Below are 12,675 nucleotides of genomic sequence, written 5' to 3' on the forward strand. Positions count from 1 at the left end.
CCATCTTTAGTGGTGAAATTATTTAGGAGGCATTCCGCCCACGTGGTCATGTCTTTAATATTACTCATAATTCCGCCTGCAGCATTGGCAGTTTCGTTCCAGTCATGGGGAACAGCTATTGCTTTACCGTCTACAGGTGCATGTGCATCAATTTTATTCGCTACAGATTTTGCCTGTTGTAGCTGCCAAAACTTGAAGTCATCCCTACAGGTTTCATGATTCTCTGCTCAATAAATTCTGCCCAGCTTAATCCTGAAACCCTGTGAATTACTTCTCCGGCAACTATAAACATGATGTTGTTATAATCCAGTTTTGTTCTGAAAGGATTTTCGGGTTTAAGATATCTTACATTATGAACAATATCATTAACCGTTAAGCTTCCTCCTTCCGGAAAAAACATAAGATCACCCTGCCCCAGTCCTAACCCTGCTCTATGGGTAATCAGATCTTTGATAGTAACATTCTGGGATACATAAGGATCATACATTTGAAATTCAGGAATATATTTTGAAACTTTATCGTCCCAGTTCAACTTTCCTTCATCTGCAAGAATTGCTAATGCAGTACACGTAAAACCTTTTGAGTTGGAAGCAATTCCCACCAACGTATTATCATCCATTGGCTGCTTGCTGGTAAGAGAACGCACTCCAAATCCTTTGGAATAGATTACTTTACCGTCTTTTACGATTCCCACCGACATTCCCGGTACATCAAAAGTTTTCAGGGTATTCTGGATCAGTTCGTCCAGCTTTTTTCTTCTACCTGCGCATTGACCAAACTTACAGTTAAAAGAAAAATGAAAAAGAAAGTTTCTGTTTCATTGTTTATTTTAATTTTCCCAAATTTACTAAATATTAAGCGATGCTAATTTTAGCCGTGTTAAAACTTTACAATAAATCAGTTGTATTCATGAAAAAGCCTATTTGTATCTGTATTTTCTTTCTTTTCGCGATCAATGTTGTCAAAGCCCAGGACAGAACTGCCAATCCACTGCTGTTACAAACCTGGAATTTGAATAAAATGGACACCTATATTTATACTTATGAAAAACAGGATGGTTTCGAGGCCAGAAGAGAAGGAATCAGATTTCAGAAAAACGGAAAGATCACAGGAAATCTGATCAGATCTACCTTAAAATATGATGCTCTTGAAGAACCTGTGACTAAAAACGAAAAGGCAGACCGTTACATCGGGAGCTGGAAAAAAGCTTCAGATTCTACAGTGACCATAGTATTTCCTTCCAATACCAATATGACAGGCACTTTTGTTATTACCAAACTTACGGAGAATCAGCTGAAACTAAAAAAGGTTTTCAGTGCGGATATTGAAAAAAACTGGATTCTATCCGAAAAACAAAAAATATTACGGATTAAGATCCCGGCTCAGTTGATGAAGCTTCTTTATATTTGCAATCTTAAAAATAGTAAAATGACACTAAACAGATTATTGGCTTTCTTCTTACTGATGGTAAGCTGTAATTTATATTTTTCCCAGGAAGTCACCATTAAAGATGATAAAGTTTTACTGGATGGGAAACAGATTCTGAAAGCAGAAAAGATCAATGCAGCCCAGTATTCCTTTTTCTCTATGAAAGATGATGAGGAGGTGCTTCTTTACCGGTATATGGATAATGAAACGCCAAGATATGTAAATGATGATTATTTTATCCTGAATTTCCTGACTGAAAAAACAAAAGTAGAATCGACTGATATGACCAAAATATCCAATTTTATGAATTCGAAAAAAGGAATGGAAAAACTGGTAAAATGGTTGCTGAAAGAAAGAGTGATCAATCATGACGGGGAACTTAATCCTGAGCGTGTAGCCGTATTCAAAGATAAATACCACGAAAATATTACTGAAAGAACCCTTAGATAATGACCAAAATCCTTCTCCTTTCCGACTCTCATTCCTATATTGATGACAGGATCCTGAAATATGCTTTTCAGGCTGATGAAATCTGGCATTGCGGAGATTTCGGAAGTCTGGATGTAATTGAACAGCTTGAAAAAATAAAACCTCTGAAGGGAGTTTACGGAAATATTGACCATTCCAAAATTCAGACGGAGTTTCCGGAGGTAAACCGTTTTTTGTGTGAAAAACTGGAAGTTCTGATGATTCATATCGGAGGATATCCCGGGAAATATTCGCCTCTTGCGAAGAAAGAAATTGCAGAACGGCCCCCAAAGCTATTTATTTCAGGGCATTCTCATATTCTGAAAGCAATGTACGATGAGAAAAACAAGCTCCTTCACCTGAATCCCGGCGCCTGTGGAAAACAGGGCTGGCATACAGTAAGAACAATGATGCGCTTTGTAGTAGATGGTGAAGAAATCAAGGATCTGGAAGTTATTGAACTGGGGCCGAGGGTGTGATGAGTGGGAGGATTGAGCGTTTGAGGGTAAAGGAGTTTGTGTTCATCCATTTTACTTTCTACCTTTGTACCAATAATTGACTCAGAGGAGACTTGAAAATATGAAAATCGGCGATAAGGTTTCGGTAGTAGATGAAGATTTAAGCGGAATGGTAACTTCCGTAAAGGGAAATATTGTCGTTTTTAAAGATGAGTATGGCTTTACCCATCAGTATCCCAAGGAAAAGCTGGTTCCGAAAGATGCTGATCTGTATGAAAATATCAGGATCGTAAAGAAGGCAGAGCCCCAAAAGTTATTTCCAAGAAACATCAGAAAAATCATTTGGTTCTGGACCTGCATTTTCATAATTTGGTAAAAATCCCAATGACTATGACAGTTTTGAAAGACTGTTCATTCAAAAGGAAAAACTGATTGAAGTGCTGGAGTTTTGCAGAAAAAATAACCTGAAGAGGCTGGAAATTGTTCATGGTATTGGTGACGGTACCTTACAGCGGATGGTTCGGGATGTACTGGAAAGCCAGGTCAATATTGATTTTTATAATAAGGAAATACTTCACCATCAATCAGGTGCGGTAATGGTAGAATTTCACTAAATTTGCAGGAATTGAAATATGAACGTACTTAATTTACTTTTTACCAAAGACGGATTAATCTGCCAGATTGTTAAAAACAAAAGCATCCTGGAGGAAAAGTCTTATTTCGTTACTGAAGAGACACCAGCCAATCTTATTGAACAGAAGCTGGACGAAGTTCTTATCAGGCAGCGCTATGAAGAAATCCATGTGATTTCAGCATTTAATCACTTTACCCTGATGCCGGAAGGCTTTTCCGAGCACGATGCAGGATTTGATCTGATTGCCTTCAATGCTCCGGCTGACAGAGAGAAGGAAGAACTGATGCTCTCCATCAACAAAAAATTCAATATTCAGTTTTATTATACTTTTCCGAAAAGCTATTATAAAAAAATAAAGGAACTTGCTGTACCTGCTCATTTTAATTTCTCGGGTGAAAAGTTTTTAAGCTCAATCAATAATAAAACCAGTAAAGAAATTCACATCAACCTGTATCATAATCAGTGTGAATTTTTTGCGATTGATAATAAGAAAATTATTCTTTATAATAACCTGGATGTCAATTCAGAAGTAGATTTTCTTTACTTCATTATGTTTACATTAAGCAAAATCGGTTTCGGAATCAATGAAACCAGCTTTTATGCTTATGGAGAAACTACGGAAAATGAAACATTTATTTCTGAACTTCAGAAGTTCGTTAAAAATCTGAAAATTGTTTTTGACAACATTCCCAACAAAAATTTTATACTTAATTAGGTTGCAGGCAGCAGATAATAGAAACATTTATCTGCCACCTATAATCTACCACCTAACCCCTAACAACAATATGTTCAGAATAATATCAGGTAAATGGAAAGCCAAAAAAATTGCCGCTCCCAAGAATTTTGAAGTAAGACCTACAACCGATTTTGCGAAAGAGGCTTTATTCAGTATTCTGGAAAACAAATACGATATGCAGTCCATCTCCGTGCTTGATCTTTTCGCCGGAATAGGTTCTATTACCTTGGAGCTTGCTTCCAGAGGATGTCAGAATATAACTTCTGTGGAAATGAATCCAAAACACACGGCATTCATCAACGCTACTGCTTCCGAACTTGATATGGCACTTCAGATCAATGTACAGAGAGGAGATGTTTTTGACTGGCTTAAAAATTCAGAAATAAAAAATCATTTGAGATTGTTTTCTCCGATGCCCCTTTTGAAATGGAAGAGAAAAAATATCACGAGCTTATCTCTCTGGTTTTAAACAATAAATACCTGAAAGAAAACGGTGTTCTTATCGTGGAGCACCAAAGCCGAATGAAATTCGATCATCCTAATTTAATAGACACCCGAAAATACGGAAATGTAAGTTTCAGTTTTTTTGAACCGAATAAAGAAGATAATCAGGAACTTTAATTCCTGATTATTTTTTTTGAGATAACCGGAGCTTCTTCACCCCATTTTGTAATAGCTTCCAGAACAGGCAATAAAGTTCTTCCAAAGTCTGTTAATTCATATTCAACCACTAAAGGAGGTTTTTCTGTAAAGACTTTTCGGTCAACAATTCCATCTTCTTCCAGTTGCTTTAGCTGTAAGCTGAGTGTTCTTTCCGTAATCGTAGGAATTGACTTTCTTAATTCATTATATCGCTTGGCACCATCAATCAGGTGGTGTAAAATTACTGCTTTCCATTTCCCTCCTATAAATTTCATGGTAACACTCGTACAGCAGGGGTAGGATTTATTATCTATGGTATACATTTTTATACTATCATTTTTTACCGTTATTGCAAAGTTAGGAAACTTAAATTAATTTTGTAACTATAAAAATGATAGTATAAAATTATGAACTTTTTAGACCAAATGAAAAACAGGTATACTGTAAAAAAGTATAACCCACAGGGAAAAATTACGGAACAGCAAGTTGCAGAGCTTAAACAAATTTTAAATCTCAGTCCGTCTTCTATCAACAGCCAGCCATGGAATTTCGTCTTTGTGAACGATCCGCAGCTGAAGCAGCAATTAGGGGACAAGTCTTATTTTAATAAGGAAAAAGTATTGGAAAGCAGCTATGTCATTGTTTTCCAGGTGATCAAAGATGTAGAAAACTTTGAAAAACAAATAGAAGAAAATCTTCCGGAAGGTGCTGTTAATTATTACCGGACAATGGTAAAACCCAAAGGTGAGGAAGCTGTAAAATCCTGGCTGCGTCATCAGGTGTATTTGTCATTGGGAGTACTTTTATCTGCCTGTGCTGCCATGGGAATAGACTCCACTCCAATGGAAGGCATTGAACCTGATGGATATGATGCTGTTCTGAAGAATGAAAAATATGAAACCCTATTCGCAGTGGCTATCGGAGAAAGGGATGAAACAGATGCCAACCAGCCCAAATTCAATCCAAAGAAGAGACTGAATGCTGAGAAAGTAATTTTGGAAGCGTAATTTTAAACACAAATTCACAATCTCTCTCTTTACAAAAAACCTCATTGAAATTGAATATTATTTCCCCACAGATTTCAAAGAAGACACAGATTTTTAATTATTTTTTTATTGTAAAAGCGCTCTCATCTGTGGTATTTGTGAAATCCGTGGGAACTAAATAAAGCATAAAATTTGATCGGAAATAAATCTTGTGCCTTAAACTTGATTTCGTAATGACAAAATTTAATAAATAAAAAAGTCTGCTTCAATGTGAGGCAGACTCTTTATTTATAATACTTTCAATTCTAAATCAATTGTTTTCCCGAAGAACTTCTTAGAGATCTTTTCAAAATTCTTGGTAAGATCTGAAAGATAGAAATGATAATTCGGTTTAGGATTGTTCTCGTTTAAAAGATTGTATTTATCCAGGATAATCTTCAGATGATTGGCAACAATATTCGGGGAGTCTATTACACGGACCCTGTTTCCGTAATACTGCTTGATTTCATCTATTAAAAGAGGATAATGGGTACAGCCCAGAATCAAAGTTTCAATATTTTTAAGTTTACTGTTGCTTAAATAATTGTAAATAATAGCATGGGTAATCGGATGGTTTTTAAACCCTTCTTCAATGGCTGGTACCAGCAATGGTGTTGCCAGTTCATCTACCTTGATCCATTTATTATGTTTGCGGATACTCTTTTTATACAATCCGGAATTCACAGTAGCTTTAGTTGCAATAACTCCAACATTATTGTGGATTTCGTAAGATACTTTTTCAGCAACAGGATTGATAACGTCTATCACAGGGACTCTTCCTGCAACAGACTGCATTACTTCATTCAAAGCATTAGCCGTTGCCGTATTACAGGCAATCACAATCGCTTTACAGTTCTGTTCCAGCAGAAAATTGGTAATCTTTGTAGAATATTCAATAATAGCTTCCCGGGATTTTTCTCCGTACGGAAGGTGTTTGGTATCTCCAAAGTAAATCAGATCTTCACTAGGAAGAAGTCTTTTGATTTCTTTGGCAACGGTAAGACCTCCTACCCCGCTGTCGAAAATTCCGATAGGCTGGCTTGGTGAAAGATGTGAATAATCTTGTTTTTTAGTTTTCAAATGAACTGAAATTTTATACAAAAATAATGAATTTTATCGCATATCTGTATACATCCGGGGATTATACGATAAACAAATCCGAAGCAATTCCGTCTGCCATAAACCAATGTTTTTCAGGAATTTTTAAATGGCCATTTTCAATGATTAAAATACCTTCTTCTATTTTCGGTTTGATTTCTGCCTGAAAATGCTCCAGCACGCTATCCGGAAATTTGGATTTCAGACTTTCAATATCTACTCCCCAAATGGTACGCAAGCCTATCATTATCATTTCATTAAACTGATCTTCCTGAGAAAGAATTTCTTCTTCCTTAGCCAATAGTTTATCATTAAGCTTCTTAATATACTGCTGATTATTGGCAACATTCCAGCTTCGGACATCAAATCCGTTGTAAGAATGAGCCGAAGGGCCTATTCCCAAATACTCCTGGTATTTCCAGTATGAGGAATTGTGCCGCGAATAGAAACCGGGTTTTGCAAAATTGGAAACTTCATAATGTTCAAAGTCATGATCTTTTAAAAAGTCTGATAAATAATAGAATTCTTTATTTTGTTCTTCTTCTTTAGGACTTTTTACCTTTCCTTTTGCAATCCAGTTTTCCAAAGCAGTTTTAGGTTCTACGGTCAAGGCATACGATGAAATATGAGGAATTTCTAAAGCGATGGTTCTATTCAGGTTTTCTTTCCAGATTTCGAGATTGGAGGCGGGTGAACCATAGATCAGATCAATACTCAGATTTTCAAAGCCGAAATCCTGGGCACGCTTGATAGAGCTTTCTGCCTCTGAAGCATTATGAGCTCTGTTCATTAATTTCAAATCCTCCTCAAAAAACTTTGTGTACCGATGGAAAGCCTGTTCACGGGTGTTCCTGCAAGCTGTTTTAAAAAGTTTTTATCCAGATCATCAGGATTGGCTTCCAGTGTAATTTCTATCTCTTTTTCAAAGCTGAAATAACGTAATGTTTCATCTATTAAAGAACGGATTTCATCCACAGAAAGAATAGAAGGGGTTCCACCTCCAAAATACAGCGATTTCAGATTTTTGTTCTGCAATTCGTCTTTCCTCAGTAATATTTCAGTTTTCATGGCACGGAGCATTTCATCCTTAAAATTCAGGGATGTTGAAAAATGAAAGTTACAGTAACTGCATTTCTGCTTACAGAACGGAATGTGAATGTATATCATAAAAAAAGCTCTGAAATTTTTCAGAGCTCAAATTTATTTAAATTAAATTGATTAGTATCTAAATCCTCTCACATTAATAAAGTTGTCGAAGTTATATCCCAGACCAATCATGAAGCTGTTTCCGCCATAGTTCTGGATATCAGACAATCCAAGGTTATAGGTAGCTCCGATCATGAACTTGTTGAATCTTACTTTTACAATTGGAGAGATACTCAGGTTCTGATTGTCAAATCTGTTCTGAACCGTTCTGTAGCTTACCCCGAAAGAGAATGCGTTGATATCGTTTGAGAATGTCGCCATCAGGTTCCAGTCGATCATTCTTGTTGAATTTGTATTAAGGTTGATCAATGCTGAAGGTGCAATTGTAATATTATCAGCAATATTCCAGTTATATCCTAAGTTCAAGAAGAATTTAATTGGAGAAGGTTCGTTGTTGTTTACGATTGAAGCATCATTACTTAATGCGATATCATTTACGGAAACACCCCCGAATAAACCTCTGTAGGTAGCAGCCAAACCGAAGTTCGCATACACCATGAAGATATTACTTTCCTCCCCTCTTAATAACGGGTCACCTCCTTCTTCAGTATTGATTTTTGAATAGTCAAAATTCATGTTATAGAAGTTAACACTTGTACCGAAAGAGAACTGGTCTTTTCTGTCTCCTTCACTACTTAGCGGAATAAAATATGAAGCACCAGCCGTGATACCACCCGCAGAGATCGGTCCGTTACTGTCTCTGAACACGGAAATACCAGCACCTACTCTATCAAAGATATTCGCATTGATCCCGATTGACTGTACATTCGGAGAATTACTGAATTTTGAAAATTGTTGTTGATAATTGGCGTTGAGCTGTACGTAATCTGTTTTTCCGTATTGAGCTGGGTTGAACAGGAACTCACCATCCAAAAGATATTGCTGATAGTATGGTAGTGATTCTTGTGCTTTGTATGCATTTGACAAAAGAGCTAAACATACGATAGCATATAGTTTTCTCATAACAAATCTTGATTTCAATTCAACAAATATAAAAAAATTCTCAATATATTTTTAGTTTTCCAAATAATTTCTCCATTTTTTTACAGCATCCGCCATATCTTTGGGCATTGGGCTCTCAAAATATAATTCCTTCTTTGTTGTTGGGTGTATAAATCCAAGGGTATGTGCATGAAGGGCATGTCTTGGCAAAATTTCAAAAACATTTTTAATAAAATGCTTGTATTTTGGAAGATTTACCCCTCTTAAAGGAGTATGTCCTTCATATCTTTCATCATTAAACAAAGTATGCCCTATATGTCTGAAGTGCGCTCTGATCTGGTGTGTTCTTCCTGTCTCCAGCTTACACTCTACCCAGGTCATGTATTTGAATCTTTCCAGAACCTTGTAATGGGTTACTGCATGTTTTCCCTGGCTGCCATCTTCATAAACAGACATTTGCATTCTGTTTTTAGGATGTCTTCCGATATGGCCTTTTATGGTTCCTTCATCTTCCTGAAGATTTCCCCATACAAAAGCCCAGTATAGCCTCTTCGTAGTTCGGTTAAAGAATTGTTTTGCCAGGAAGCTCAGTGCATATTCATTCTTGGCAATTACCAGCAGCCCTGATGTATCTTTATCAATCCTGTGAACAAGTCCTACCCTGTCAAGATCGGATTTTTCACCATTCTTTTCAAAATGATACGCCAGCGCATTCACCAATGTTCCGTCCCAGTTTCCGAATCCCGGGTGCACCACCATTCCTGCTTCCTTATCCACGACAACAAGGTCATCGTCTTCATAAATAATATTCACAGGAATATCCTGCGGGATAATGACATTCTCTCTCGGAGGATGGGCAAGCAGTACAGAGATCTGATCTCCCGGCTTCACACGGTAATTCTGCTTTACCGGAACTCCGTTCACGATCACGTTTCCGGCTCTGCAGGTTTGTGAAATTTTATTTCTTGAAGAATTCTGTCTGTATATTAAAAGGAACTTATCAATTCTTAACGGTTCCTGTTTACTGTCAACAGTGATATTAAGATGTTCATACAATCCTTTATTTTCCTCATCAATATCGATATTTTCAATACTGTTGGAATCTAATAATTCTTCATCTAAAAAATCGTCGTTATCTTCTGACATTGTTTTATATTTTTTTACACAAAAGGCCTCAACATTTGCAGTTGAAGCCTGTATTTTTGATATTAATCTGATCTTATTCTACGACAACCTTCTTGGCTTTCGGCTTTTGCGCAGGCTGTTGTGTTGTTGTGGATGCAGCCGGCTTGGCTGTATTATTTGTCGGCGCAGCATGAGTACCGTTCGCTGCAGAAGTTTTAGGCTTTTCTGTTGTGGAAGCAGCTGGTTTAACAGCTGTAGTCTGAGTTTTAGGAGCCTCTGTTTTCGGTACTTCAGGCTTTGGAGTTTCTCTTCTTGGAGCAGGTACTGCGGGAGCTTCATAGCTCGGCTCACTGTGCACTTCTTCATATCGTACCGGAGGAAGTGAAGTATCTACTTTCATACGGTAGATAGAATTCAGCTGTTCCACTTTAGCCCTTAATTCAGCAGGAGTTTTCTTACTTGCCCAAAGGTCAATCTGCATTCCCTGGTCACGAACATCTCCAGCTGCAGGATCCTGATAATAAATAATATCAGATTCATCATTACTGCCATCTTCATGTTCTACCAATCCTACTTCAAACATACTCTTGGTAATGACAGCTCTTGCTTCTTTTACCGTAAGTCCTACCACATTAGGAATAGAAATGTTTCTCATTGGTCCGGAACCAACCACTACATCAATCGTTGAGAATCTTGGTAAACGGGTACCCGGATTGACAGCATTTCCTTTATATAATATTCTTAAAAGAGCGTCCTTCTGAATACTAGGCTCATAGATCGTATCACCGATTTTAAGACCTACCTGATCCAATCTCTGGAAAGCCAGCCCGGAATATTTATTGATAACATTCGGAACAGCAATAGGAGCCCAAGTTCTGGGATTTACTTTAAGCGTTACAGTTCTTCCGTCTTTTACACGGGAACCCGGAGCAGGATAAACCTGCAAAACCTGGAATGGTCTGTATTTAGGGTCATAATTGGCACTGTCTACTTCATATTCCAATCCTGTATCATCTAATATTTTAACGGCATCATGTACCGATTTGTTTACAACATTGGGAACAGGAATTTCCTGACCATGATTAGTATGGTACTCCAACCAGCGAAATGTGAGCCATACCAACCCAACGAAAACACCGATGGCTACTACTAAATTCAGTAAAACTTTCCAATTGAAAAGTGATTTAAGCATACTTAAAAATACTTTAATTATAACCGCAAATATAGCTAATAATTTTAGAATGGACTTTTTATTTAACACAATTCATTTTTGATTTTAAAATTTGCCGATTTCCCGTATTGCATTATATAAAATGATTAAATTTGCCTTAATTGATACTATATGGTTATGAATAAAAAAAGTGTTGCCGTAGTAATGGGAGGCTATTCTGATGAATATGTCGTTTCTTTAAAAAGCGGACAATTGATTTATGATTCTCTGGACAGAAATCTCTATGACGTATATAAAGTAGTAGTTCTTAAAGATGAATGGTATTTTTAGGAGAAAATGATAAAAAATATGCCATCAACAGAGGTGACTTTTCTGTGACTTTGGATAATGGAGAGACCTTACAATTTGATGTCTGCTTCAATATCATCCACGGAACACCGGGAGAAAACGGAATTCTTCAGGCATACTGGGATGCAATAGGACAAAAATATACTGGCTGCGGCTTTTACCAGAGCGCTCTTACATTCAATAAAAAAGATACACTGGCTGTACTTTCAAAATATGGGATTCCTTCCGCGAAAAGCATTTATTTAAGAAAAGGTGAAGACATTAATGTAGACGAGATCGTATCAGAACTGAAGCTTCCTTTATTTGTAAAACCTAACCAATCCGGATCTTCTCTGGGGATTTCAAAAGTGAAAGAAAAATCTGAGCTGATTGCTGCTACTGAAATTGCCTTCAAAGAAGATGATGAAATTCTGATCGAAAGTTTCCTAAACGGAATGGAAGTATCTGTAGGAGTTATTGATTTTAAAGGAGAAACCATTGTTTTAGGAATCACAGAAATTGTTCCCACCAATGAGTTCTTCGATTATGAGGCAAAATACGAAGGAGCTTCTGAAGAAATTACACCGGCAAGAATTGACGAAGAAACCACAAAAAGAGTGGAGGAAATTGCAAAAAGAGCTTACAATTCATTAGGAATGAGTGGCTTTTCAAGAAGCGAATATATTCTGATGGACGGTATTCCTTACATGCTGGAAATGAACACCAACCCTGGGTTCTCTCCTGCAAGTATTCTCCCTCAGCAGGCCAAACATTATGGGATTTCCATTATGGATCTTTGTGGAAATGAAGTTGAAAAAGCACTTAATAAACAATAAAAAGTTAGAGATTAGAGGTTAGAAGTTAGAGATTGATACACTTTTAACAAATAATTCACTACTCAAAATCATAACTCGTACAACATGAAAATTGCTGTTTTCCCGGGGTCTTTTGACCCGATTACACTAGGACATTACGATATTATAGAAAGAGCAGCTCCGCTATTTGATAAATTAATCATCGCTATCGGACAGAACTCTCAGAAAAAATATATGTTCCCTCTTGAAAAAAGAATGGAATTTATCCAGAATTCAGTCGCTGAATTTCCCAATGTGGAGGTAGATTATTTTGAAGGACTTACCGTGGATTACTGCTTTGAAAAAAATGCACAATACATCATCAGAGGACTAAGGAATCCGGCCGATTTCGAGTTTGAAAAGGCAATTGCCCATACCAACAGGACTTTGGCCCATAAAAAACTGGAAACGGTATTCTTACTGACTTCTTCAGGAAAATCTTTCATCAGCAGCAGTATTGTAAGAGAGATTATTAATCATGGAGGAGAATACGAACTGCTGGTTCCTGAATCCGTGAGAGTGGAGCGATAAAAAAATATAATTGATGAGCGATAAATGATA

Annotated in this window: 13 protein-coding genes and 3 pseudogenes; 9 read left to right on the plus strand and 7 right to left on the minus strand. The window is 36.9% G+C overall.

Annotation, left to right across the window (positions count from 1 at the left end):
* Window positions 1–160 precede the first annotated feature (160 nt).
* Complete coding sequence (locus OWR28_RS19065; RefSeq protein WP_494168489.1) at window positions 161–700, minus strand: serine hydrolase domain-containing protein; 540 nt, start codon at window positions 698–700, stop codon at window positions 161–163.
* Between the two features lie 209 nt (window positions 701–909).
* Here OWR28_RS19065 and OWR28_RS19070 point away from each other — a divergent pair, with 209 nt between their 5' ends.
* From OWR28_RS19070 to OWR28_RS19090, 6 genes and pseudogenes are all read left to right on the plus strand, one after another.
* Entirely contained in the window at window positions 910–1,878 is a 969-nt protein-coding gene (locus OWR28_RS19070) for a hypothetical protein (protein ID WP_332388072.1), read from the plus strand.
* Window positions 1,878–2,375, plus strand: coding sequence for a metallophosphoesterase family protein (locus OWR28_RS19075; protein WP_332388073.1), 498 nt, complete (start codon window positions 1,878–1,880; stop codon window positions 2,373–2,375). The genes OWR28_RS19070 and OWR28_RS19075 overlap by 1 nt, the downstream gene beginning before the upstream one ends.
* A 100-nt stretch (window positions 2,376–2,475) precedes the next feature.
* Window positions 2,476–2,730, plus strand: coding sequence for a DUF8465 domain-containing protein (locus OWR28_RS27145; protein WP_494168490.1), 255 nt, complete (start codon window positions 2,476–2,478; stop codon window positions 2,728–2,730).
* Window positions 2,731–2,791: 61 nt separating this feature from the next.
* Window positions 2,792–2,968 (plus strand): Smr/MutS family protein, encoded by a 177-nt coding sequence (locus OWR28_RS27150; RefSeq protein ID WP_494168491.1) that lies wholly within the window; start codon window positions 2,792–2,794, stop codon window positions 2,966–2,968.
* Between the two features lie 18 nt (window positions 2,969–2,986).
* The gene (locus OWR28_RS19085) at window positions 2,987–3,703 is read left to right on the plus strand and encodes a DUF3822 family protein (protein ID WP_332388074.1); all 717 of its coding nucleotides are present in this window, start codon (window positions 2,987–2,989) and stop codon (window positions 3,701–3,703) included.
* Between the two features lie 70 nt (window positions 3,704–3,773).
* Window positions 3,774–4,345: pseudogene (locus OWR28_RS19090) on the plus strand (RsmD family RNA methyltransferase).
* Here the strand turns inward: OWR28_RS19090 and OWR28_RS19095 are convergent.
* Window positions 4,342–4,689, minus strand: coding sequence for a winged helix-turn-helix transcriptional regulator (locus tag OWR28_RS19095; protein WP_041462075.1), 348 nt, complete (start codon window positions 4,687–4,689; stop codon window positions 4,342–4,344). The pseudogene OWR28_RS19090 and the gene OWR28_RS19095 sit on opposite strands and share 4 nt — an antisense overlap.
* A gap of 84 nt (window positions 4,690–4,773) precedes the next feature.
* Between OWR28_RS19095 and OWR28_RS19100 the strand changes: the two genes are divergently transcribed.
* Window positions 4,774–5,373, plus strand: a complete 600-nt coding sequence (locus tag OWR28_RS19100) for a nitroreductase family protein (RefSeq protein ID WP_332388075.1) — start codon at window positions 4,774–4,776, stop codon at window positions 5,371–5,373.
* Between the two features lie 267 nt (window positions 5,374–5,640).
* Here the strand turns inward: OWR28_RS19100 and murI are convergent, their stop codons facing one another.
* From murI to OWR28_RS19125, 5 genes and pseudogenes are all read right to left on the minus strand, one after another.
* Window positions 5,641–6,471, minus strand: coding sequence for a glutamate racemase (gene murI, locus OWR28_RS19105; protein WP_332388076.1), 831 nt, complete (start codon window positions 6,469–6,471; stop codon window positions 5,641–5,643).
* A 61-nt stretch (window positions 6,472–6,532) separates the two neighbouring features.
* Window positions 6,533–7,656 (minus strand): annotated as a pseudogene (hemW, locus tag OWR28_RS19110) (radical SAM family heme chaperone HemW).
* Between the two features lie 51 nt (window positions 7,657–7,707).
* Window positions 7,708–8,658, minus strand: a complete 951-nt coding sequence (locus OWR28_RS19115) for a PorP/SprF family type IX secretion system membrane protein (RefSeq protein WP_332388077.1) — start codon at window positions 8,656–8,658, stop codon at window positions 7,708–7,710.
* Window positions 8,659–8,709: 51 nt separating this feature from the next.
* Window positions 8,710–9,783, minus strand: a complete 1,074-nt coding sequence (locus OWR28_RS19120; protein WP_332388078.1) for an RluA family pseudouridine synthase — start codon at window positions 9,781–9,783, stop codon at window positions 8,710–8,712.
* A gap of 73 nt (window positions 9,784–9,856) precedes the next feature.
* Complete coding sequence (locus OWR28_RS19125; RefSeq protein ID WP_332388079.1) at window positions 9,857–10,954, minus strand: PASTA domain-containing protein; 1,098 nt, start codon at window positions 10,952–10,954, stop codon at window positions 9,857–9,859.
* Window positions 10,955–11,110: 156 nt separating this feature from the next.
* Here OWR28_RS19125 and OWR28_RS19130 point away from each other — a divergent pair.
* Both OWR28_RS19130 and coaD read left to right on the plus strand, forming a co-directional pair.
* Window positions 11,111–12,096: pseudogene (locus OWR28_RS19130) on the plus strand (D-alanine--D-alanine ligase).
* A gap of 84 nt (window positions 12,097–12,180) precedes the next feature.
* Window positions 12,181–12,645 carry a pantetheine-phosphate adenylyltransferase gene (gene coaD / locus OWR28_RS19135; RefSeq protein WP_002983612.1) on the plus strand — a complete coding sequence of 155 codons (465 nt, stop codon included), beginning with the start codon at window positions 12,181–12,183 and terminating at the stop codon, window positions 12,643–12,645.
* Window positions 12,646–12,675 lie beyond the last annotated feature (30 nt).

The sequence above is a fragment of the Chryseobacterium sp. 1B4 genome (assembly GCF_036631475.1).
Taxonomy (GTDB): domain Bacteria; phylum Bacteroidota; class Bacteroidia; order Flavobacteriales; family Weeksellaceae; genus Chryseobacterium.

Bases quoted from the DNA above. Each gene is read 5' to 3' on its own strand.
- OWR28_RS19065 (WP_494168489.1), bottom strand. From the start codon at position 700: ATGTCGGTGGGAATCGTAAAAGACGGTAAAGTAATCTATTCCAAAGGA.
- OWR28_RS19070 (WP_332388072.1), top strand. From the start codon at position 910: ATGAAAAAGCCTATTTGTATCTGTATTTTCTTTCTTTTCGCGATCAAT.
- OWR28_RS19075 (WP_332388073.1), top strand. From the start codon at position 1,878: ATGACCAAAATCCTTCTCCTTTCCGACTCTCATTCCTATATTGATGAC.
- OWR28_RS27145 (WP_494168490.1), top strand. From the start codon at position 2,476: ATGAAAATCGGCGATAAGGTTTCGGTAGTAGATGAAGATTTAAGCGGA.
- OWR28_RS19085 (WP_332388074.1), top strand. From the start codon at position 2,987: ATGAACGTACTTAATTTACTTTTTACCAAAGACGGATTAATCTGCCAG.
- OWR28_RS19095 (WP_041462075.1), bottom strand. From the start codon at position 4,689: ATGTATACCATAGATAATAAATCCTACCCCTGCTGTACGAGTGTTACC.
- OWR28_RS19100 (WP_332388075.1), top strand. From the start codon at position 4,774: ATGAACTTTTTAGACCAAATGAAAAACAGGTATACTGTAAAAAAGTAT.
- OWR28_RS19115 (WP_332388077.1), bottom strand. From the start codon at position 8,658: ATGAGAAAACTATATGCTATCGTATGTTTAGCTCTTTTGTCAAATGCA.
- OWR28_RS19120 (WP_332388078.1), bottom strand. From the start codon at position 9,783: ATGTCAGAAGATAACGACGATTTTTTAGATGAAGAATTATTAGATTCC.
- OWR28_RS19125 (WP_332388079.1), bottom strand. From the start codon at position 10,954: ATGCTTAAATCACTTTTCAATTGGAAAGTTTTACTGAATTTAGTAGTA.
- coaD (WP_002983612.1), top strand. From the start codon at position 12,181: ATGAAAATTGCTGTTTTCCCGGGGTCTTTTGACCCGATTACACTAGGA.